This is a genomic window from Desulfoscipio sp. XC116, from assembly GCF_039851975.1.
Lineage (GTDB): Bacteria > Bacillota > Desulfotomaculia > Desulfotomaculales > Desulfallaceae > Sporotomaculum.
On sequence record NZ_CP156660.1, the window covers coordinates 2,499,427 to 2,522,117 of the forward strand.

Consider the following 22,691-nt stretch of genomic DNA (forward strand, 5'->3'; position numbering starts at 1 on the left):
CTTTAGGCTACCTCCTTGGTCTTTAAATAAAATATCAACTCAGTCCCTTTCCCAACCTCACTTTCCACTTCAATATGACCGCCGTGCACCTGGATAATTTCATGGACAATGGCCAGCCCCAATCCCGTGCCCTTGGGACGGGTGGAGAAAAACGGGTCGAACAAGTGTCCCAAATGTTCACGAGGAATACCCCGCCCGGTATCTTTTATGGACACAAAAACTTCCTCGGCATCCCCATAATACCCGGTAGACACTGTTATAGTACCGGACTCAGGCATTGACTGCAGGGCATTGAATAGAATATTGGCCAATACCCGCTCAATTTGCTCGGGATCTATCCACACCTGTGGAATACCGTCCTTAAGGTTCCTAATCAAACTGAATTTACCCTGGTGTATTTCATTAAAAAAACCCAACACATCTTCAACAAGTACATTAATATCCTTTTGTACAAACTTGGCCTCACCAGGCTTGGCAAAATAAAGCAATTGATCTACAATAGCATCCAGCCTGGACACTTCCCGCTGCATAGTGGCCAGGGCCCGCTGATTGGGCTCATGCCGGTTTTGCCAGTGCTGAATATACATGCTGATGGAAGTCAGCGGATTTCTGATTTCATGGGCCACGCCGGTAACCAGTTTACCAAGTGACGCCAGGCGTTCCTGGCGATGAGCTTTTTCCCTGAGTCTGAGCCGCTCGGTGATATCGCGGCACAGCAGTACGACTCCCAACATACTCCCCCGGATGCTTTTTAACAGTGAAGTGCTGATCAATAATTCCAACGTATTATGATTACCGTTATTGGCCCAGGAGATATGCAGATCTTTAAAATTATTTTTATCCTCCATAGTTCTGCCAATCAATTCCGCAAATGGGGACCCGGTGGGGAGTAATTCAAGATAATCCATATCCCGGCAGTCTTCGGGCAATCCCATTAACTTGACCGCCATTTTGTTGGCAATCATCACCCGGCCATGTACGTCAACCACCAAAATGGCATCGTCGATGGTGGCCAGCATGGTTTCATTGTATAAATTTAAATCAGATATTTTATGGGCAAAGCCGTTAATGGCATCCACTATTTCACCAAGCTCGCCGGGCGCTGTCGGCAGGGTTTGATTCAAGTCACTCTCCAGTAATTTAACCCCGTTTTTAATATTTTCCACCTGGCTCACCAATTGCCGGAAAAGCAACACGGCTCCGGAAATGCCGGTAATAATTACAAAAGAAATTATTGAGTAAACGGTATATTCAATTTCCTTGCGCTTGCTGTAATAACTGGTTTCTCCCAGGTATTCGGCTGATCTGATCACCCCTTCAACACGCCCGTTCCTGGTAAAAGGTTTATAAACCTCCACCACGCCGCCCTCTTCTTCACCCAGGCTTTGGGTTAAAGCGTTTTTATTTTCTAAAACGACATCAAATGCTTTTTTCCGCCGCAGGGAATAGTTTTCCCCAAAACGCTGGGTACCGTCAAAAAAAATATCCAAGTCCTTATAATAAAGACCGATATGCACTTCAGGGTACTCGCGGTGCACCTTGCCGATCGCTTCATTCAGATACTCTCCCATAACCAGCATCTGCTCTTGTTTGCTTTTACTTTCCGCATGACGACCGTCCAGGTAATCATACAGACTGCCGTCCAGGTTTTGGTCAAACAGGTAAGCAGCCTGGTTAAGACGTGCCTTCTGGTGTTCCAGAAGAGAAAGCTCACTGTTGCTGATAATACTCATCAGGTATACCGTCAGTAGCACAGTGAGAACGAGCAGCAGCGATACAAATATTAAAATACGATTGCCGAAATACACATTTTTCTCGGTCATAAAAAGGCCTCGCTGATAAATATTTTGCATCCTTAGCCATATTATAATGATTAACCGCGCTCATTGAAACCATTAATAAAAACAGACGCCGACGACATCGCACCGGCATCATGTTTTTATCTATTTTACTTGTTTTTTAACTTTTTCAACCGGACACCTGCTGACCGCTATGCACTTCATTCCGGGCGGCCTGACCCGCCCGCCGGTAAGCAAGGAACATCCAGTAAAAGATAACCGCAACGCCCACCACGCCGCTGCCGTATAAGAATACACTGCTCAGAAGATTAACGGTATCATAGGTACCGGCGCTCATGGTCATTTTACCCATATCGGCCAGGTAAACAGGTACCATGGCCAGCCTGCTCAGGGCCACTAAAGCTATAATAGATACCATAACCATCCTTATCTGGGCCCCGCGTACCACCCGGGTGCCGATGGCCCCCAGGTTGACCCCGATCAGCGAGCCAACGTACAACAGCAAGGCTATCCGCAAATCAACCAGGCCATGCAGCGAATAAAGAAATGCCCCCTGCGCCCCGGAAAATATAGCTAAAAAAAGCTCTGTACCGGCGGCCACATAGGTAGGTATGCCCAGCAGGTAGATCATGGCCGGAACGCCTACAAAACCACCCACGCCGATAGTACCGGCCAGAAAACCCGTCGCAAAGCCGACAAGAAGGGCCAGCCACAATGATGTGCGGACACCGGCTACCTTGAAATTGATCATGGGCGGGAGGTTCAGTTTTTGAATTTTTTCGGCCAGCGTAAGAGCTGCCTGCCCCCCGGCACCGGACGCGGTTTTTCGTTGTCTTAGAATATCCCGGGTCATAAAAATCGTTACCCAGGTAAGTATAATTACAAACATAATACTGATATACAGATTGGAGCCTGATTCACCCATTTTGGCCAGCACCCCTCTGTTTGCCGATACGGCCACTTCAACTCCGGCAAACAGGGCAAGAAACATCACCAGGCCCATGCGCATATCCACGTTGCCAAATTCACTGTGTTTCTTGGACCCCATGATAGCCTTGCCAAATTTATGTGTAATATTAGCGGCTACCGCCATAATTCCGGGAATACCCAGACTCATCATGGCCGGAGTCATAATGAATGCACCTCCGCTGCCCATGAAACCGCTCAGAACCCCCCCCACCAAGCCAATGCCAAACAGGGAAAAGGCGATTTTAGGCGTAATAGCAATAAATTTTATTGCTTCCACCGCCGCCGGAATTTCTACAGCACCTGCCATTTTATCACTCCTCTCTTAACTCCTGGGATTTTAATCTTTCCTGCAAGGTGTATTTAAGGATGTTGGAAACCGCCGTTCCGTATAGAAATGCCACGACGACTACCAGGACCATGCATAAAGCCGGTGCAGCATAGCTTTCGCTCTTTAAAATCTTAACCAACTGGTCGGTATTGGTGAAAACATAAAAGTAAATAATTGCCGACAACACCAAACAAATAACAGCGGAAACCATAGCCTTTCCTTTACCTTGGGCTGTATGGGATGCCACAGACATTACCTCCTTTTAACTTTAAAAAATTGGCAAAATCCCGAAAACCCCGCCTACACCTCCCTGTTTGTTTTTGTAACTTAAGGTGCAAACGAAGTGCCAGCCGGGAAAAGCACCTGATCCCAGCATTGACGCCGGTTTGTGAAAAAGAAGATCTTCACTATTTGTTGCGGATTTAGTCACAGCTGACCCAATTCCCAACAACATATACGGGTTGCAGTAACTGCATAGCCTAATGGAGCCTGGCGTTGATAACTGGCTGTATGGTTTTAAGTCAAAAAAACCCCCGGCAGTTTCCACCCCGGCATAAAATATTTTTTAATCTTATATTTTTCAAATCAGACGCTTATTGAATATTGCTTGTTATACTAAACACAATACTGTTGCAATATCGCAATATATTCATTAATATACAAGCATACTTAAAGTGCGGGGTCGAAAAGGCAGGCTCCGGTGCCCGGGTGTTGAAGGTTGAAAATCTAAGATTTTCAACCTTTTAACACCCGGCACCCATCAAAAAGATAATCTCATGCGGACTTTTCAAACAAGCTTTTTTAAAGAGATTTAATTAAAGGGGGATAAGATTGAATGTATTGAATGTTATATTGAAAAAATCGGCACGCTAATAAATATTATAGAATAATATAGGTACTTACAATATTAGGAGATGATTGCATTTGGCGGTTAACTTTAATAAAGAATCACTGGGAAATGAGATTGTAGAGCTGCTGCAGGAGCTAATCACCGTAGCCGGTGTTACCGGATTTGAGGATGCGGTAAGGGAAAAAATTACTGCGTTGCTGCGACCCGGCGGCGCACATATCAGCACAGACCATATGGGTAATTTATACGCCACTGTACCCGGGAAAAATAAAAGCGGCAACAGCACCTCCCCGCGGGTGATGATTTGCGCCCATATGGATGAAGTAGGTTATGTGGTTAGCAATATTGATGACCGAGGGTTTATTTACCTCTATCCCCTGGGCGGCATTCCCGATTACCTGGGTCCGGGTGAATGGGTGTCGCTGCATACCGGTTCGGGAGTCATCCAAGGCAGCGTGGGCATTCACCCACCGCATTTGCCGGTAACGGGACAAAAAGAAATTTTTGTTGACGTAGGAGCAGAAGACAGGAACGAAGTGCTGCAACTGGATATTTCCGTGGGCACACCGGTTACTTTCAGCCATGGTTTCCGCCGGCTTAATCGAAACCGGGTGCTGGGCAGGTGCCTGGATGATCGAATGGGTTGCGCCCTGCTTACGGCACTTTTGCGCAAGTTATCCGCCGACCCGATTGAGGCCGAGGTCATCGGAGTTTTCTCCAGCACTGAAGAGCACGGCATGCTGCCGGGCAGCGGACCATCCGGTGTGCACGGCTCCCGCGGTGCTCTGGTGGCCGCTATAAAAATGCGCCCGGACTTTGCCGTTGTGGTAGACAGTATGGTATGCAGCGATATACCGGGCATTCCCTCCCACATGCGCCAAATACGCCTGGGTCGGGGGGCGGCACTGCGCCTGGTAGACGATTTAGCCATCATGCGCCCACCCATGCGGTCATTTTTAAAAAAAGTGGCCCAAACCGCGGACATTACCATACAGGAAGGCATTTCACGCTCTTACACCGATGCCTCGGTAATCCAATTGTTGGATATACCGGTAGCCACTCTGGGCATCCCACTGCGCTATGCTCACGCTCCGGCTCAAATCGCCGATATAAATGATTTAGTACAAACATTGCTATTTATCCATGCAATTGCGCAAAACGCGGGACAATATTTAAAGAATGAGTGAATACAATATTTCACAGGCATATTCAATGAATTTTCCTCAAATACTAACAGTCGAACTTGCTTATCTCTAAAACCCAAAGGAGGCAGGCTAATTATGGCCAGAAGGCGCAGCGGCATTATGTCGGACAAGCTGAAAATGGAGTTAGCCGAAGAACTTGGGGTTGCCGGTGTTGTGCGTGCGGAAGGCGGTTTCGGCAGCGTTTCGTCCAGAGACTGCGGCAATATGGTCCGCCTTGCCATACAAAGAGCGGAACAGTCAATGATTTAGGGAAAGCAGGTTGGGGATGCGCTAAATAGCGCATCCTCTTTTTGATTACCCGATAACGTCCCCACTTACCCTTTAGTTAATCAGTATAATCTGTTACAATATATTGTGTACCATTTTGGCACACCAATTTTACATGATGCGAGGTAGCAGCATGAACAGAACAAATATAGATATTATCAAATTTGTGTCGCCGGAAATCATCTTTGGTATGAACGCCATCAGCCAGGTGGGTGAAAGCGCGCTGCGCCTGGGCGCCAAAAAGATTTTTGTGGTTACCGACTGCGGTGTAAAAAGTCACAGCTGGGTGAAAAAAGTTTTACTTTACCTGGATCAGGCGGGACTGGAATACCAGGTCTGGTACGATCTCACCAGCAATCCCAAGGATACCGAAGTAGCCAGAGGAGCCGAGGAATATCTGGCCTCCAAATGCGATGCCATAGTAGCCGTAGGCGGCGGCAGTCCTATTGACACGGCTAAATCCATAGCCACCATCGCCACCAACGGCGGTAAAATTCAGGATTATGAAGGCATCAATAAAATCACCCGGCCGCTCCCGCCCATGATCATGGTGTCCTCCACCGCCGGCTCGGGCTCGGAGGTAACCCAATTCGCCATTATAGTGGACAAGCAGCGCAAGAAAAAAATGACTATCATATCCAGATCACTGGTACCGGACATTGCCATTATCGACCCGCAGCTGCTGCAAACCAAGGACGCCCAGCTTACCGCAGCCACCGGGGTGGATGCTTTAAGCCACGCCATTGAGTCCTACGTTTCGCTGGCCGCCAACCCGCTGAGCGATGTCCGGGCTATGGACGCCATCCGGCTGATAGCGGAAAATCTGCGGGAATCAGTGGCCTGCCGGACTAACATGCGGGCTAAATCCGCCATGTTCATGGCCAGTCTGCAGGCCGGCCTGGCCTTTTCCAACGCCATACTGGGAGCCACCCACGCCATGGCCCACCAGGTGGACGGTTTGCTGGATCTGCACCATGGAGAAACCAACGCCATTTTACTGCCCTATGTCATGGAATTTAACTTAATATCCTGCGCCGATAAATATCGCAAGGTGGCCATGGCCATGGGTGAAAACGTAACCGGACTGAGCAAACAGGACGCAGCCCAAAAGGCCATCAGCGCCGTGCGCCGCCTGGCGGAGGACATCGGCATCAACTACGGGCTCTCCGCTATGGGCTTTAAAAAGGAGTATATACCCGAACTAAGCAAAAACGCGCTGCATGACGCCTGTATAATAACCAACCCAAGAGATGCCGACGCGGAAGATTTGGCCCGCATTTTTTATAAGGCTTTATAGAGGAGAGAAAGATGAAAAACCAGCACTTAATCAATGAAAAAAAACACCTTATCGAACAACTAACCGGCATTCATTCCTCCAAGATAAATTATTATTCAGAAGTTAAAAAAAGAAATGAAGAAATCATTAAGCAAAATAATCGCCTTGAGATAATTCACCAAATCATTAAAGATATTAACATTGATATGTCACTGTCGGATATCATTGAGCGGGTTTACCAACGTTTGCCGCTGGCTATTCACTGTGATTTTCTGGGCTTGGCGCTGATGCAGGACGACGACTTAATTATGACGGCCATGATTCCCAACTGCGACTGCACCGGACACCCCGTGCCTTTTAAATCACTGCTCTGGCGTGCCGTACGGGAAAGCCAAAGCAAGGTATATTCTCTCACTGAAGAAGAGCGCGCCACCCAGAAATGCCCGCCCATTAAAAAAATGGATCTGATCTCCCTGGCCATAGACCCACTGATTGTCAAAAGTAATGTGATCGGTGTACTGATGATCGGCAGCCGCCGGGAAAACGCCTATGCCGAAAATGAGGTTGGATTTACCCGGCAGTTGGCCGACCAGCTGGCTATTTGCATAGAAAACGCACGTCTTTACGAACAAGTATTAAACAGCAAGACGGAATGGGAAGAAACTTTCCGGGCCCTTACCGACCCCATTTTATTAATTGATCAAAACTATAATATTATCCGCTGCAATAATCAACTTAATGGGCTGCCGGGCCAAATAAACGGTAAACCTGAAAAAAACAAATGTTACCGTTATATATGGGGGCGGGATACCAAATGCGATGCTTGCCTTATGGATGAAGTTAATAGAAATCAGGCCCCCGCTTACCGGCGCATCCAATTGGAGTCAGGTAAAACTTTTGATGTACACTACTATCCGGTTTTTAAACCAAACCGGCGGATTTACTCGGTAATCCACCATATCAAAGATATTACCGAGCAGGTTAAAATGGAAGCACAACTAATGCAATCCGACAAATTGGCGGCCATCGGTGAAATGGCCGCGGGGGTAGCCCATGAATTAAACAGCCCCATGACTGTGGTCATCGGTAATTCCCAGATGATCATGCGTGATGGCGAGATTGAAGAAAACAGCGTGGAACTTCTACAGGATGTAATAAACTGCGGCCTGCGATGCAAAAGAATTATTCAGAACCTGCTTACCTTTTCCAGGCAGGATCAGCGCCCCATGTCCCGCACCAACCTTAATAAAGTAGTGGAAAGCGTGCTCTCTTTAGTTCAGTATCAGATCAACCGCAGCAACGTGGATATTATACTGAATCTTGACCCGCATCTCCCGGACGTGTTGGCTAATGAACAGCAACTGGATCAGGTACTGATTAATCTACTGCTGAACGCCCGGGATGCACTGGATAACAACGCAAAAGATAAGAAAATCACCATTACCTCAAAAATTAGAAAAGCCGATAAAGGCGAATATATAACCGTAACGATTAGTGACAATGGTGAAGGCATCCCAGCAGAAAATATCATGAAAATTTTTAATCCTTTTTTCACCAGCAAGGAGACCAATCGTGGTACCGGGCTTGGCTTATCGGTCAGCCTGGGTATAGCCGAGGCGCACGGAGGCACTATCGAAGTAAACAGTGCACCAGGCCACGGCAGCTGTTTCACCCTGGTTATTCCAGTTAACCACCAGCAAGTTTAACAATATACGGGAGGTGATTTACTTTGGCCTCAGGTGAAAATATACTGGTTATTGATGATGAGGTGGAGGTTGGCAGCTTTTTCCGCCGTCTGCTGCAAAGAAAGGGTTTTAGCGTCAGTCTTGCCCATGCGGGTGACGAAGCCTTACACTTAATTGATTCCACTAATTTTACCGTAGCTTTAATCGATTTAAAGCTGCCTGATACAAGCGGTCTTAAATTACTGCAACGTTTAAAAAACAGCCAGCCTGATTGCGAAGCTATTATTATGACCGGCTATGGCACCACCCGCACAGCGGTCAAGGCCATACAATTGGGTGCCTTCGACTATATAGAAAAACCCTTTGAGGATATTACCGAAATTGAAGAACTAATTAGCAAAGCACTGGATTACGGGCACCGGACAACCGGTAAAAATACCGGCCAGCCCGAATGGGCCGCAACCGCCAAACAAACGGGCTTTATAGTGGGCAAAACCCCCAAGATGTTGCGTCTGGCCACCGTAGCCGATAAAATCGCCAAAAAAAATATCAATGTACTGATCCAGGGAGAAACGGGCACAGGCAAAGAGGTATTGGCCAGATTTATTCACGCCGCCAGCCCCCGGCATCAACAAACATTTATCCCTATAAACTGCGGCGCCCTACCTGAAAACTTATTGGAAAGCGAACTGTTCGGCCATGAGAAAGGAGCCTTCACCGGGGCTTCTTACCTGCGGCGGGGTATTTTTGAAGTTGCGGATAACGGTTCGCTTTTTTTGGATGAGATAGGGGAAGCCAACCCGCCCATCCAGGTTAAATTACTGCGTGTTTTGGAAACAGGTGAATTTTTACGAGTGGGAGGTGAAAAGCCGGTCAAAACCGACGTCCGCATCATTGCAGCCACCAACGTAGACCTGGAACAAGCCGTTCGGGACAAGCGGTTTCGGGAAGACCTTTTTTACCGTCTGGACGTGGTAAGGCTGGAATTACCGCCACTAAGAGAAAGAAAAGAAGATATTCCCATGCTGGTAAACCATTTTATTTCCCGCGCCAAAGATCAGGCCTCCAGAACACTGCAGGTTTCCCCGGAAGCCATGCTGATACTGCAAGAGCACAACTGGCCGGGCAATATACGGGAACTCGTGAATATCATAGATCAGGCTATTGCACTATGCGAAGGCAATCTGATTTTACCCGCGCATTTACCGGATAAAGTACTGCAGGCTACGGGCAATTCCTTGGCGCCGGCGGCAAAAAATGCAGCCAGCAACCCTCGACCGAACTTTTCGGGACAATCGCTGGAAACGCTTGAAAATTTAACTCAGAGTGCTTTTTGGACCAATGCATTAACCAAGGATAACATATTAAAAGCCTACCGTTTAACCAAGCAAATTGAAGAAAAACTGCTTAAACAAATGCAGACGCTGTCGGTACCGGGCCCGCTCCCGCCCAGCCTGGAGGAAATAGAAGTTAAAACAATCACTCACACCTTGACTTATTATGACGGCAACATAACCACCGCAGCCCGTTCTCTGGGTATTGGCAGAAACACCTTATACAGAAAAATCAGGGAATATAGTATTGATATTAAATAAATTGATAAAGAACCGCCGGGCCTATATTTTAGCCCGGCAATTTTTTTAATAACGTTTTTAATCCGAAACAAACCTGATTCCTGTCCCCTTTCGGCACTTTTGTTCCATTTCGTTACACCATATATCAGCATCAATGTTCACATTTTAGTTTCATTTTAGACCATTGACTTAATTTATTACATATTTACTGCTGCCTATTTACGCCGCAAATATTAACCGGGCTTGATATAACTGCACTGGCACGACCTTTGCGTTTAAAATACTCAAAATTAAATAAATAGTGGGTAAATTTTTTAAACACCTACTATTCTTTCAAATTCTAAAGGAGGTAATTTAAAAAATGGCATTAGGAGATCAGGTTTTCGGGTACTTTATTCCTACGGTTAATCTCATGGGTGTAGGTTCGCACAAGGAAACCACCAATCAGGTAAAAGTATTAGGCGGCACCAACGCACTTATCGTAACCGATGCGTTTCTGGCCAAGTCCGGTATGGCTGATGAAATTAAAGGTCTGGTAGAGGCAGCCGGCGCCAAAGCTACCGTATGGGGCGGAGCCGAACCCAACCCAACCGATAAAAACGTGCACGACGGACTGAAAGTATTCCAGGACAACAAATGCGACATGATCATTTCCCTGGGCGGCGGCAGTTCTCATGACTGCGCCAAAGGTATAGGCATTGTAGCTAGCAACGGCGGCAACATCCGTGAATATGAGGGACTGGACAAGTCTGCCAAAGCCATGCCGGCATTTATCGCCATCAACACCACCGCCGGCACAGGCAGTGAAATGACTCGTTTCTGTATTATTACCGACACCGCCAGAAAAGTTAAAATGGCTATTGTAGACTGGCGGGTTACCCCCAACGTAGCCATTAACGACCCCTTATTGATGGTAGGCATGCCCCCGGCCCTTACCGCCGCCACCGGCATGGACGCGTTAACCCACTCCGTGGAGGCTTATGTTTCCACCGCCGCCACACCGGTCACCGACTCAGCAGCTTTAATGGCCATCAAGCTAATCTCCGAAAACCTGCGTGCCGCGGTAGCCAATGGAACCAATATGGTAGCCCGGGATAAAATGGCCTACGCTGAATACCTGGCCGGTATGGCCTTCAACAACGCCAGTCTGGGCTATGTACATGCTATGGCTCACCAACTGGGCGGATACTATAACCTGCCTCACGGCGTATGCAACGCCATTTTGTTGCCATATGTATGCCAGTTCAACTTAATTGCCGCCCAGGAACGCTTTGCGGATATCGCTGAAGCCATGGGCGAAAATATAGACGGACTCAGTACTCGGGCAGCCGCTGATGTGGCCATTGAATCTATCCAGCAGCTTTCCGTGGATGTGGGCATACCCACCGGCCTGACTGAATTAAACGTACAAGAGAAAGATATCCAGATAATGGCTGAAAACGCCATGAAAGACGCTTGTGCCCTGACCAACCCACGTTTAGGCACACTGGAAGATGTCATTCAAATTTACAAAAACGCCATGTAATAGGCAGTCCATTACTGCCACTTACTATATTTAAACTTACACCTCTCGGTTAATAACTTGATTTATTATAAACCCCTGTTCCTTGCCTGGAACAGGGGTTCTTTTTATAGCTGCCGATAACACTGGCATATTTCTAAAACCCGGCTTCGTTACCCCTCCTGGCAGATACATCGTCGTCAATAGCATCCGCCGCATATCCGCCGTTGGCACAACGAAAGACTTTTCCCTCCCAGGTTCTAATCATCACGCTGTCCTTTTCAATAGACAGCAAATATTGGGGAAGCAGCGGCGTTTTGCCGGCTCCGCCGGGCGCATTGATAATATACCACGGCACAGCCAGACCGGACGTATGGCCGCGCAAGTTTTCCATGATTTCCAACCCTTCTTGAATAGTGGACACAAAATGTGTTGTGCCTTTAACCGGCTTGGCATGAAAAATATAGTACGGACGAACATGTATTTTAAGTAATTCATGGTTTAATTTTTTCATTATATGCGGGTCATTATTAATCCCTTTGAGCAGCACAGCCTGATTACCAAGCGGTATACCGGCCTTGGCCAACATCCGTGTAGCTTTAAGTGCTTCCCGGGTTACTTCCACAGGGTGATTAAAGTGGGTATTCAAATAGATAGGATGGTGTTTTTCCAGCATATTGCAAAGTTCGGGTGTGATACGCTGCGGCATGGTCACCGGCACCCGGCTGCCAATACGTTTAATTTCCACATGCTCGATATTATCCAGTTCAGCAAGCATCCAATCCAGCCAATCGTCAGACAAAGTTAGCGGATCACCGCCCGTAATCAACACATCCCGAATCTCGGGATGTGCCCGAATATAATCCATGGCCGCCTTGACATCCTCAACCGGTGCAGGCCTGTCTACTTCACCGATATTGCGCCTGCGCTGGCAGTGCCGACAAAACATAGCACACTGATTAGTCACGTTGATAATCAGCCGGTCTGCATAACGGCGGGTAATCCGAGGGGCCGGTGATGTATATTCTTCGGCCATAGGATCTTCTTTACCCCGACTGCCGCGTATTTCCCAAATACTTGGTATGCCCTGCATCCTCACCGGACAACGGCGGTTTTCCGTTTGCATTAGACTTAAATAGTAGGGCGAAACTGCCCAGCGAAATTTCTTACTGACAAATTCAATATGCCCGGCTTCCTCATCGGTCAGCGGCAAAAGTTGTCTTAATTTTTTAACATCGTTAATCCTATTACGCATCTGCCAATGCCAATTTTGCCAATCAGATTCAGTGGCATCTAAAATATCAAGTATTTGCCTTTTTCTCAGCCGGTATTGTTCATCTAATTTAAACCCGGTAGGAATATGCTTAACAGCCTCCAAGTACCCCGTAATACGGTATTTTAGTTCCTCCGCCCGCTCCGCGGCTACCCGGCGTTTATCGTTATCCGGGTGCATCGGCAAACTCGTTTTATTGATTATACTCTCCAATAAATACCACCCCCCCATTTAACATTAGTTAACATAAATAAACAAACTTGCAAACATATTATTTTATCATTCAAAGTTGCCGGATTGTGCAAGCCAATATTGATTAACTATATTATATCAATTATTCGTTGGGGTGAAAAGTAAATTTTAAATTTATTATCTGATTAATGCCGGGTTAACCTGTATTTACTAACTTTACGGTAAATAGTAGCCCGGCTGATACCAAGCGCGGCCGCAGCAAGTGTTTTGCCTTCGTCCGTCCAGCCATAAAGATTCAGCGCGCTGCTAATGGCGTCCTTTTCCAGCTGTTCCAGAGGCTTTATCTGCGTTACATTTATCGGTACGGAATGACTTTCATAATGACGCAAGCGCGGGGGCAGACTGTCCGGTTCAATAACCGGCCCTTCCTCCAAATTAATAGCATATTCCACAGCGTTAATCAATTCTCTGATATTGCCCGGCCAATGATAGTCCAGGCACAATTTCAGCGCCTCTTCATTAAAGCCTGTGATACTTTTATGCAACAGCCCGGCAAACCACTGCCTGTAGTGTTCCAGCAATGCGGTGATATCATCTCGGCGCTCCCTCAACGGGGGTAGTATCAGGGGAATAACACTGAGCCGATAGAAAAGATCCTCACGAAATTGTCCCCGCCGAACCATTTCGTGCAAATCACTGTTGGTGGCCGCGATTATCCGGATATCAACAGGTACAAGCCGCGTAGCGCCCACCCTTTCAATCTGCCTTTCCTGCAGCACACGCAATAGCTTGGCTTGTAGATAAAGAGACATATTGCCGATTTCGTCCAGAAAGACAGTACCGCCATTAGCCAGCTCAAATTTGCCCGGTTTGCCGCCACGCCGCGCACCGGTAAAGGCGCCTTCCTCATAGCCAAATAGCTCGCTTTCCAATAAATGTTCGGGTATCGCTCCACAATTAATCGGCATAAAAGGCTTATGTCCGTGCGGACCGGCAGTGTGAATGGCCCGGGCGAATACCTCTTTACCCGTGCCGCTTTCACCCAGAATAAGTACAGTGGAGTTGCTGCGGGCTATCTTTATGGCCTTGCTTTTTACATCCCGAATAGCCTTGCTCTCACCAATAATATCCTTAAAATCAAGGGTTTCCTGCGTAGTAACAATTCGATAAGCCAGCTTCTGGGCCTCCTGAAAATCACTAAATGTGGCTACCACCCCCGCGAATGTTCCTTCCCCGGATTGTATAGGCCGGGCGGTAATTAAAAGGTGCCACCTTTTGCCACGGGCGTTAACAAAATATTCACGGGAATTAAACCCTTTACCTTTTTGAAGCACCTGCAGCAAAGGCATATCCTCAAAAATCCGCTGCACCGGCTGGCTGAGCAACTGTTCCTTCGGCATGCCAAACATTCTCTCCGCCGAGCGGTTGAAATGGGTAATGACCCCATATTTATCAATGGCCATCACCCCCTCGTAGACGGTATCCACCACCGCTTCCAGCCTGCCGGCCATCACAATTTTTTCTTTAAGCATTTCCCGCTCCATTATTTTACCGGAAATTAGATCAGCCATGCGGCCCACAAAATCAATTAATGTTTCCGTATTATTACATAGGGTTTGTTTTTGCTCTTCATTAAAGGCTACCAGACTGATGGTGCCGAGTACTTTATCTTCCATTAAGATGGGATAGACAATATAGGCCCGGTAAAAACAGATGCCCGAAAGCGGGCATGATAAGCAGATGGAATGGAAACCCGGCTCATTGATGAACACATGCTTGCCTGTCTGCAAAACATGTTTGTTAACCAGCCCCCGGAGCAATCGGTTGCCCACATCGGCCCGCACCTGGCCGGTACCGGCTACCCGTACCAGGTTGGCGTCAATTATTTCCACCTCAACCTTTAAGGCGGCGGCAATTGCGTCGGATACCCGCTGTTCCATTTCCTTGGCTTGCATCAAGTTAAGCATGGTCATAAACCCCCGAGTTGTTTGCGATATAAAAAAGGAGGCTTTAGCTATCGCCTCCACGGTTATTATTTATAATAAACCAGACTCGAACTTTTTAGCAATATATAAAGATTTAAAAGTTATCAGTTTAATACCTGTTCCGCCAGCTGCCAGCCAACATCGAGCGCTTTTTTATTTAATTCCTCGGTCCCCCGTGGCACACGGGCCAGCAGTGCCTCAGTTAAAGATCCCTGAGAAACCACACCCGTAATTCTGGTCACGACCCCCAGCGCCACCACATTGGCCACTATTTCCCTTCCCAACTGCTCACGGGCCGCCCGGCTGATCGGCAGAGCATAAACCACACCCTCTACAGCAGGCCGGTCATATACATAGGTAGAATCAACAATCAGCACACCGCCTTGCTCCAGACCGTCGGCAAATTTATCGCAAGCCTCCTGGCTCATGGCCAGCAGTACATCCGGTCGAGCAACCCGGGGATAATCGATTTCCTCATTACTTATAATGACCTCGGACCGGCTGGCGCCACCCCGGGCTTCAGGCCCATAGGACTGGGACTGTACCGAATTTTTACCGTCCCTGATAGCCGCATCTGCAATAATAATACCGGCCAGGATGAGCCCCTGTCCCCCGCTGCCGCTTAACCGCAGTTCCGTATTATTTTCACCCATTATCTCACCCCCGTTGAGTACCCTTGAGCGGGGTTACCATCGTACCACCTGTCTGAAAACCGCTCCGGTTGATAAGCTGCTCATACATGTCAGTGTATTCAGGGGCTGCCTGGCTGTGCAAGCGCCCGATTATTATTTTCCCGGCCAGTTCCTCCGGGTTCATTTTCTTCGCTTGTTGTATTTGTACCGCGTTTTCCTTTTGCCACAGCAGCATTTCCAACCCGTCTTTCATGCTGTTGCGTCTTCCATAGGCCGTAGGGCAAGCAGTGACAGCTTCAACCAGGCTAAAACCCTTGTTCTCAATACCTTCCATAATTAACCCGGTAAGCAAGCTGCTGTGATAAGTGGTACTTCGGCCCACATAGCTGGCACCGGCGACTCGGGCCAGTTCCGCAATATCAAAGCTAGGTTCAATAACACCATATGGCGCAGTAGTAGCTTTTTTATTTACCGGCGTCAGCGGTGAATACTGCCCCCCGGTCATCCCATAAATACTGTTGTTAAACAGTAAAAGCGTGATATCTATATTACGCCGGGCCGCATGAATAAAATGATTGCCACCAATGGCGGTTGCGTCCCCATCCCCGGTGATTACAATTACTTTTAAATCCGGCCGGGCCATTTTTATACCCGTAGCAAAAGCAATTGCCCGCCCGTGAGTGGTATGCAGCGTGTTAAAATCAAGATATCCAACCGCTCTGGATGAGCAGCCTATGCCGCCTACTATCACCGTTTGGTCTTGATCCAAATCAAGCCTTTTTACAGCCCGCAGCATAGAGCCCAGCACAATTCCATTACCGCACCCGGGGCACCAGATATGAGGAAACTTTTCTATACGCAGGTAACGTTCCAATTCCCGCACTTAAACCACCTCCCGGATGGCCGCCAGTATGTCGCCGGGTTCAACTAATTCACCGTGCACCCGGTGCACTCCCCGGACACAAGCCCGCTCCCGAACCACTCGCTCCACCTCCAGCCGGTACTGGCCCAGGTTCATTTCCGGCACAATGATAGTATGCGCGCAACGTGCCACTTCCAGCACCCGCTGTTCAGGAAACGGCCAAAGAGTTATCGGGCGGTACAAACCGGCTTTAATTCCTTCTGCCCGGGCTTCCTTTACCGCACGGCGGGCCGAGCGGGCTGAACAGCCATAGGCAAGCACCGCTACCTGAGCGTCATCCAAATAAAGTGCTTCGTCAAACAGAATATCAGGCAGATTATAGTTTATCTTATTATGCAAACGCAGCAACAGCTTTTCCAACACTTTCGGGTCATTGGCGGGCATGCCCTGTTCATCATGAGCCAAACCGGTAACATGGTAACGATAACCCTCCCCGAAATTGGCCATAGGGGGTACCCCGTTTTCATCCGGAAGGTATGGTGAATATTCCTCAACGTTTGGAGATGGCGCCGGGCGGTTGATTATTTCCACCTCACCCAAGGCAGGTAAAACCACCTTTTCCCGCAAATGCCCAACTACTTCATCCATGAGCAAGATAACCGGCACCCGGTATTTTTCAGCAAGGTTCACTGCCCGCACCGTAATATCATAGGCTTCCCGCACCGAAGCGGGACTAAGTACGATAACCGGATGGTCGCCATGAGTCCCCCAGCGGGCTTGCATAACATCACCCTGGGCCGGCGCCGTGGGCATACCCGTACTTGGACCGCTGCGCTGAACGTTGACGATAACACAGGGCACTTCAGCCATAGCGGCAAAGCCAATGTTTTCCTGCATCAGAGAAAAGCCCGGACCGCTAGTGGCAGTAATAGATTTTTGGCCGGTAAGTGACGCACCGATTACTGCAGCCAGACTGGCCATTTCATCTTCCATTTGTATAAATTTACCACCCAGTCGAGGCAAGCGTTCCGCCATTATCTCGGCAATTTCGGTTGACGGAGTAATCGGATAACCCGCAAAAAAACGCACCCCCGCAGCCAATGCACCTTCGGCTACAGCTTCGTTTCCCTGCATCAACCGGGCCATTTCAAATATCCGGCTCATTTCAAATACTCCCTTCGGGCCCCATTTTTCACCTACCGTGGCGGTTTTATTATAACCAATATCTTTATCCTGACCTGCAGTTTATTTAACCAAAATACATGCCGCCGAAGTAAAGCGGTACAGTCATTTAAAAGTTATCTTCCATCCTTTGGAATAGGCCGTTCAATAGAAATAGCCAATTCAGGGCAGTGATCCTCACACTGACCACAACCCGTACAAGCCGCCGGATTTACTGCCACCGCCTTACCCCGACTATCCAATAACAGCACCTTATGTTTACAAAGAGCGGAACAAATGCCACAGCCCTTACACCATTGCTGATTGATATATATCCCATGGTCATCATTGTATTGCCTGGCTGGTCTGGCCATGTACAATCACTCCTTTCATCATATCGCCATATAACCCGTTATTTAGAATGTCTTTTATTTCTCAATAAGCAATTTACATGCCAGCTCCCAATATATTAAATAACTCCATTATTACCGCTCTTTTATTTAATTAAGCGACAAAAGAAATACCATGGTTATCTCAAATTGATATAAAAGAATATTATTCCTTAATACAATAATGAAAGTCTCATTTTGACATGCATATCATTTTGACATAATCTTTTTTACGGTGCCGTCTTTAACGGCACGATGTCTAAATAAATTTAAAAGACAACTGTAATCTTATCAAAGATAAACGGTTGCCTTTTAATTTTATCATGAACAAGCATGAAATTATTATGTTAATACCACCGGTTTAACTTTATCCTGCTAATACATCCGGGATTTGTTCAGCTTAAGCGAGTTGGCAAAGATTTGCATTCAATTGATTAACTAGTCACGCAGCAAGCGGCGTAATACTTTACCCACGGCGGACTTGGGCAGTTGTTCACGAAACTCCACTATTCTGGGCACCTTATAGGCCGCCAGTTTGGTACGGCAGTAAGCGACAATATCTTCCCGGGTAGCTGCAGCCCCTTCTTTAAGAACAATGACCGACTTCACCGTCTCACCCCGATAGGCATCAGGCACACCCACCACCACGGCCTCTAGAACCCCGGGGAAAGTAAACAGTACATCTTCCACTTCCACCGGGTAAATATTATACCCACCCGCTATGATTACATCCTTTTTCCTGCTTACTATGAACGCATAGCCTTCATCATCCACTTCCACCACGTCACCGGTTTTTAGCCAGCCGTCTTCTAAAACATTGACAGTTTCATCAGGACGATTCCAATAGCCCCTCATAACCTGAGGTCCCTTAACCCACATTTCACCGGCCTGATTAATCTCGCATTCTTTACCTGTGTTTATATCAACAACCAGCATATCGGTGTCCGGAACAACCAACCCAATGCTGCCGATTTTCACCTTGCCATTGACCGGGTTACTGTGCGTAACCGGCGATGCCTCGGATAATCCGTATGCTTCAACTACTTCCACACCGGTTAGTGCCCGAAACGCTTCCTTTACCTCATTGGGCAGGGGTGCGGAACCACTGACGCAGGTATGTAAGCAGCGCAGGTCGTATTTATCAATATCTTTATAACTATTAATGGCAATTAACATGGTCGGGCTGGCAAAGTATACCCCCACTTTATAATTGTGGATGGCCTCGATGATCGCCTTGGGTTCAAACCGCGGGAAAAGAATCATCGTTATACCCATGTACACCGACATATTCATAACACAGGTAAGCCCATACACATGAAATAGAGGCAGTACACCGATTATATGGTCATTGCCACGACGGTAATTTTTACCCATCACTTCGACCGACTGCAGTACATTGGCCACCAGGTTGCGATGGGTAAGCATGCATCCCTTGGATACGCCCGTGGTGCCGCCGGTATACTGCAGCAGGGCCAAGTCGGCGGCATCAACCGCAACCTTACTATACTCCGCATTGTAACCGGCCAGAATTTGCTTCAAATCCTCAACTTCCTCGCCGGCGGCCGTGGCAGAGCCATCCATATTAAAAACAATTACATTCTTTAATGAAGTGTTGGCACGGATACTCTTAATTTTGGGGTAGAGATCAGCTAAGCACACGATTGTCTCACTGCCGGAGTCGTTCAATTGATGCTCCAACTCTCTCTCCACGTACATGGGATTATGCTGTACGACCACCGCCCCCGCTTTTAACGCGCCAAAGAAGCATAGCACATTTTGCGGACAGTTGGGTGCCATAACAGCCACCCGATCACCTTTTTGAACGCCTTTATTTTGCAGATAGTTAGCAAAACGACCGGTTAGTTCATTCAGTTCGCTATACTTGATTTTTTGGTCAAAAAAGATGATGGCATCATTATCCGGGTATAACCGGGCACTATCCTCTAAAAATTGAAAAACGGCTATATCGGGATAGTCCAACTGTCGCCTCGTATCCGGCAAATAATTTTCAAACCATACTTTTCCCATGGTAAAACCTCCTCATCTATTCGTCAATTGCCTGAATGTAAGCAGTTTGGCGGCTTTTACTACATTAACAGACTTTCTCCCCCCTTTTATAGTGCCCGCATCATCATGCATCACTTAAAATAAGAGATACAAACCAGTATTTCATCTCCCAAACCATAGAGAATATTTAAAGCGTTAAAATATCTATAATTTGTGAAATGTTAAAATATTATTACTATATCAAACAATGCAAAAAGTCTGCCACTTGCAAATAACCCTGTAAGGTACTAAAATTGAACCGTATATAGTATTAAAAGCCACATATAACACTGATCGCATCATGCACGCATCACCACGCATCGCATCAAAAGCAAAAACTGCCGGTTACTTTTAATACATCTTGCTGTCTTTCATTTGATAGTGTTATTAAATAATACGGCAAGATTGTGCAGACTCTTGCGGCTGCGGTCGATGATGCAGGAAGCTACCGCCTCTGTGGGCGGGAGTGACTTTACAATAATTGTGGATGCATGTGGCGTATTGACACCCGAATCAGTTTGCCGAACCGGGTAAAACAGCGCATGATTGTGATATATTCTGGAGGGTTAGCAGTGATCCAATGGAAAGACCGGTTTATTGTTTAGTTTAAAAGTATATATTAAGGGAGGCTACAAAATGTTTCTTGACAATGCCAAAAACATTAAGAAGATTGATATAAACGCCCCGGGGGCGTTGAACGTCATCAAACAAACCCTGGTGGGTCCGGCTCAGGGCTGGGAAGGTTGGGTGATGCGTTTATTCACCGTTGCCCCAAATGGATACACACCCCGTCACTCCCACCCCTGGCCGCATATCAACTACATTGTAAGCGGCCAGGGCGCCATGTACCTTGACGGGCAAGAACACCTTGTAAGCCCCGGTTATACGGCCTACGTTCCCGGCGGCGCGGAGCACCAATTCATCAACCGTAGACAGCAGGACTTTGTTTTCATTTGCATTGTGCCGGAAGAAGGAGACATGTAAAAAACACATTAATAGTAGTTATCATGTTCTTCGCTGATGTTTTGCTTAACACGCCTGTGGAAAGTTTATAAAAGTTTGGCTTTAATTAGCCGGCGGAAACCGGTAATGACCAATTATTTCCCAGTCGGTCAGACAATCTTCTTCCCTGGCTATGCCGGCATTGTGAATGGCCAGAGGCACACCCCGTTCGTTTTTACGGTCGCTGACAATACCACAGTGTTCCAGATCATTTGAAAATCGCCAATAAACCACATCACCCCATTGCCAGGTTGATAAATCAGCTCCCTCCACCGATAAAGGGAGAGATTGTCCATACCTGGCAAAAAAATTCATTTGATTGGGTACCCGGCGGTGGTCAATGTTGGTATCCGGTCCTCTTAGACCCCAGTTCTGCGGGTATTGTTTAAAATGTTCCCGCATATCCTCGTGTATGAGTTTCTGCAAATCAATTCCCCCGTGGCGCAAAGCCCGCACCACCACATCGGTGCAGGCCCCGCCTTCGGGCGGAACGTCACCGCCCGGGTAATCAATTTGGCGGTAAGAAGCGTCATAAATCACTCCTCCGGCCACTTCCTCCCGGGCACCGATAACCAGTAAGTCATACACATTGCGTTTTTCCGGCGGTATTTTTTCCACCGGTGAAGGGCCGAGTGCCTCGGTCTGCGGCTTATTGGCCCGCTCCTGCTGTTCAGGTACGGTTTCACAACCGGCAACCAGCCAAATAATCGCCAGCAACATCAGGCACAAACCGGCACACACCTTAACCCGGCCATTTACCGCCTCAACGGTCACTCGCATAGATATAATTGATTGATCATTTTTTTTCTTAATCATAATTCAAACCACCTGAGTATGTATCACAAACACAAAATCAATTTTACCAAAGATATTACGATTACTTCGCCGCCCCGGCTCGTTTGGGCAAATTACTTGCAACAACCGGTGCGGTTAATAATTTCCTTAACGACCATCTTCCCGCGGAAAGCAAGCAAACCACATCGTTCTTTTCCAGCCCGGTCAGGTCGGCTATTTCAGCATAGTTCAGACCAAGTATGTCCCGCAGCACCACCAGCAGCCTTTCCTTGGGCTGCAGATACAGCAACGCCTCTTGTATCTGCGACCCGTTACGGGATAATTCATAAATTGCCGCATGAGCAGTCGCATGATTCCGCCCGTACATCACTGTAAATTTATTTACGTACGTGAAGCATAGAGTTTTAAGGATGGCAGCGAAAACTATGTGATTACTACCGCTTAGCAATTGACCCACATCTTTAAATGGCGGATTTTGGGCGTGTGGGTTTTGCCGGTTCAATTCGCTGATTGACGCCCCGATAAGCTCGACGGTCAACCTGTGATTACCTGTTAACCTGTAGCCAACAGTGTATAGTACTTTAAATATCTGATCGGGATTTTTGACTGTGTTAAAAACCCCGCTCGTCCACGACACGGCCACTCCTCCCCCATACTGTTTCAATATAATCTCCTATGATTATTAAAATTTGAACATCCCACACTATAACTCTAAGCAAAGAGGTATTTGTTAATCTGATCCCTGCGACTCCCACTCCCCATAAGTAGAAATTCCACTATTTGCTTCAGATGGGGTGTACTCTCCCCCCTGAAGCCTCGATGTCCGGCTTTAGCCGGACAAGCTCACTGTCGCATACACTGATCTAACAAACTATCACCTATCCTATAAGTTAAACACAT

Annotated in this window: 19 protein-coding genes; 7 read left to right on the forward strand and 12 right to left on the reverse strand. The window is 47.4% G+C overall.

The genetic code is table 11. The features are described from left to right. Positions 1-2 precede the first annotated feature (2 nt). From atoS to ABDB91_RS12035, 3 genes are all read right to left on the reverse strand, one after another. The gene (gene atoS, locus ABDB91_RS12025; protein ID WP_347487957.1) at positions 3-1,823 is read right to left on the reverse strand and encodes a two-component system sensor histidine kinase AtoS; all 1,821 of its coding nucleotides are present in this window, start codon (positions 1,821-1,823) and stop codon (positions 3-5) included. Between the two features lie 145 nt (positions 1,824-1,968). Then, positions 1,969-3,075 carry a sulfite exporter TauE/SafE family protein gene (locus ABDB91_RS12030; RefSeq protein ID WP_347487958.1) on the reverse strand — a complete coding sequence of 369 codons (1,107 nt, stop codon included), beginning with the start codon at positions 3,073-3,075 and terminating at the stop codon, positions 1,969-1,971. A gap of 4 nt (positions 3,076-3,079) precedes the next feature. Then, positions 3,080-3,343: a hypothetical protein gene (locus ABDB91_RS12035; RefSeq protein ID WP_347487959.1), complete on the reverse strand. Its 264-nt coding sequence runs from the start codon at positions 3,341-3,343 to the stop codon at positions 3,080-3,082. A 677-nt stretch (positions 3,344-4,020) separates the two neighbouring features. On the opposite strand from ABDB91_RS12035, the gene ABDB91_RS12040 reads away from it, so the two are divergent. The 6 genes from ABDB91_RS12040 (at position 4,021) to ABDB91_RS12065 (ending at position 11,478) form a co-directional block, all read left to right on the forward strand. Further along, the gene (locus tag ABDB91_RS12040) at positions 4,021-5,133 is read left to right on the forward strand and encodes a hypothetical protein (RefSeq protein WP_347487960.1); all 1,113 of its coding nucleotides are present in this window, start codon (positions 4,021-4,023) and stop codon (positions 5,131-5,133) included. A 93-nt stretch (positions 5,134-5,226) separates the two neighbouring features. Next, positions 5,227-5,400, forward strand: coding sequence for a small, acid-soluble spore protein, alpha/beta type (locus ABDB91_RS12045; RefSeq protein ID WP_347487961.1), 174 nt, complete (start codon positions 5,227-5,229; stop codon positions 5,398-5,400). 151 nt (positions 5,401-5,551) lie between these two features. Continuing rightward, positions 5,552-6,715, forward strand: coding sequence for an iron-containing alcohol dehydrogenase (locus tag ABDB91_RS12050; protein WP_347487962.1), 1,164 nt, complete (start codon positions 5,552-5,554; stop codon positions 6,713-6,715). Between the two features lie 11 nt (positions 6,716-6,726). Then, positions 6,727-8,400: an ATP-binding protein gene (locus ABDB91_RS12055; RefSeq protein ID WP_347487963.1), complete on the forward strand. Its 1,674-nt coding sequence runs from the start codon at positions 6,727-6,729 to the stop codon at positions 8,398-8,400. A gap of 23 nt (positions 8,401-8,423) precedes the next feature. After that, complete coding sequence (locus ABDB91_RS12060; protein ID WP_347487964.1) at positions 8,424-9,974, forward strand: sigma-54 dependent transcriptional regulator; 1,551 nt, start codon at positions 8,424-8,426, stop codon at positions 9,972-9,974. A 340-nt stretch (positions 9,975-10,314) separates the two neighbouring features. Continuing rightward, entirely contained in the window at positions 10,315-11,478 is a 1,164-nt protein-coding gene (locus ABDB91_RS12065) for an iron-containing alcohol dehydrogenase (RefSeq protein ID WP_347487965.1), read from the forward strand. A gap of 133 nt (positions 11,479-11,611) precedes the next feature. On the opposite strand, the gene eam is transcribed toward ABDB91_RS12065, so the two are convergent. The 7 genes from eam to ABDB91_RS12100 all read right to left on the reverse strand — a co-directional run bounded on the left by eam (position 11,612) and on the right by ABDB91_RS12100 (position 19,976). Continuing rightward, positions 11,612-12,907 (reverse strand): glutamate 2,3-aminomutase, encoded by a 1,296-nt coding sequence (eam, locus tag ABDB91_RS12070; protein WP_347491594.1) that lies wholly within the window; start codon positions 12,905-12,907, stop codon positions 11,612-11,614. 197 nt (positions 12,908-13,104) lie between these two features. Further along, positions 13,105-14,886 carry a sigma 54-interacting transcriptional regulator gene (locus ABDB91_RS12075; protein ID WP_347487966.1) on the reverse strand — a complete coding sequence of 594 codons (1,782 nt, stop codon included), beginning with the start codon at positions 14,884-14,886 and terminating at the stop codon, positions 13,105-13,107. A 122-nt stretch (positions 14,887-15,008) separates the two neighbouring features. After that, positions 15,009-15,557, reverse strand: coding sequence for a 2-oxoacid:acceptor oxidoreductase family protein (locus ABDB91_RS12080; protein WP_347487967.1), 549 nt, complete (start codon positions 15,555-15,557; stop codon positions 15,009-15,011). 4 nt (positions 15,558-15,561) lie between these two features. Beyond that, entirely contained in the window at positions 15,562-16,419 is an 858-nt protein-coding gene (locus ABDB91_RS12085) for a 2-oxoacid:ferredoxin oxidoreductase subunit beta (RefSeq protein ID WP_347487968.1), read from the reverse strand. Next, positions 16,420-17,562 carry a 2-oxoacid:acceptor oxidoreductase subunit alpha gene (locus ABDB91_RS12090; protein WP_347487969.1) on the reverse strand — a complete coding sequence of 381 codons (1,143 nt, stop codon included), beginning with the start codon at positions 17,560-17,562 and terminating at the stop codon, positions 16,420-16,422. A 134-nt stretch (positions 17,563-17,696) separates the two neighbouring features. After that, positions 17,697-17,933, reverse strand: coding sequence for a 4Fe-4S binding protein (locus tag ABDB91_RS12095; RefSeq protein WP_347487970.1), 237 nt, complete (start codon positions 17,931-17,933; stop codon positions 17,697-17,699). Between the two features lie 453 nt (positions 17,934-18,386). Further along, complete coding sequence (locus tag ABDB91_RS12100) at positions 18,387-19,976, reverse strand: long-chain fatty acid--CoA ligase (RefSeq protein ID WP_347487971.1); 1,590 nt, start codon at positions 19,974-19,976, stop codon at positions 18,387-18,389. Between the two features lie 654 nt (positions 19,977-20,630). On the opposite strand from ABDB91_RS12100, the gene ABDB91_RS12105 reads away from it, so the two are divergent. Then, positions 20,631-20,978, forward strand: a complete 348-nt coding sequence (locus ABDB91_RS12105; protein ID WP_347487972.1) for a cupin domain-containing protein — start codon at positions 20,631-20,633, stop codon at positions 20,976-20,978. A gap of 81 nt (positions 20,979-21,059) precedes the next feature. Here ABDB91_RS12105 and ABDB91_RS12110 read toward each other — a convergent pair whose 3' ends face one another. Then, positions 21,060-21,812 (reverse strand): DUF1287 domain-containing protein, encoded by a 753-nt coding sequence (locus ABDB91_RS12110; protein ID WP_347487973.1) that lies wholly within the window; start codon positions 21,810-21,812, stop codon positions 21,060-21,062. A gap of 61 nt (positions 21,813-21,873) precedes the next feature. Beyond that, on the reverse strand, positions 21,874-22,428 hold the full coding sequence (locus ABDB91_RS12115) for a sigma factor-like helix-turn-helix DNA-binding protein (RefSeq protein WP_347487974.1): 555 nt from the start codon (positions 22,426-22,428) through the stop codon (positions 21,874-21,876). Between the last annotated feature and the right edge of the window lie 263 nt (positions 22,429-22,691).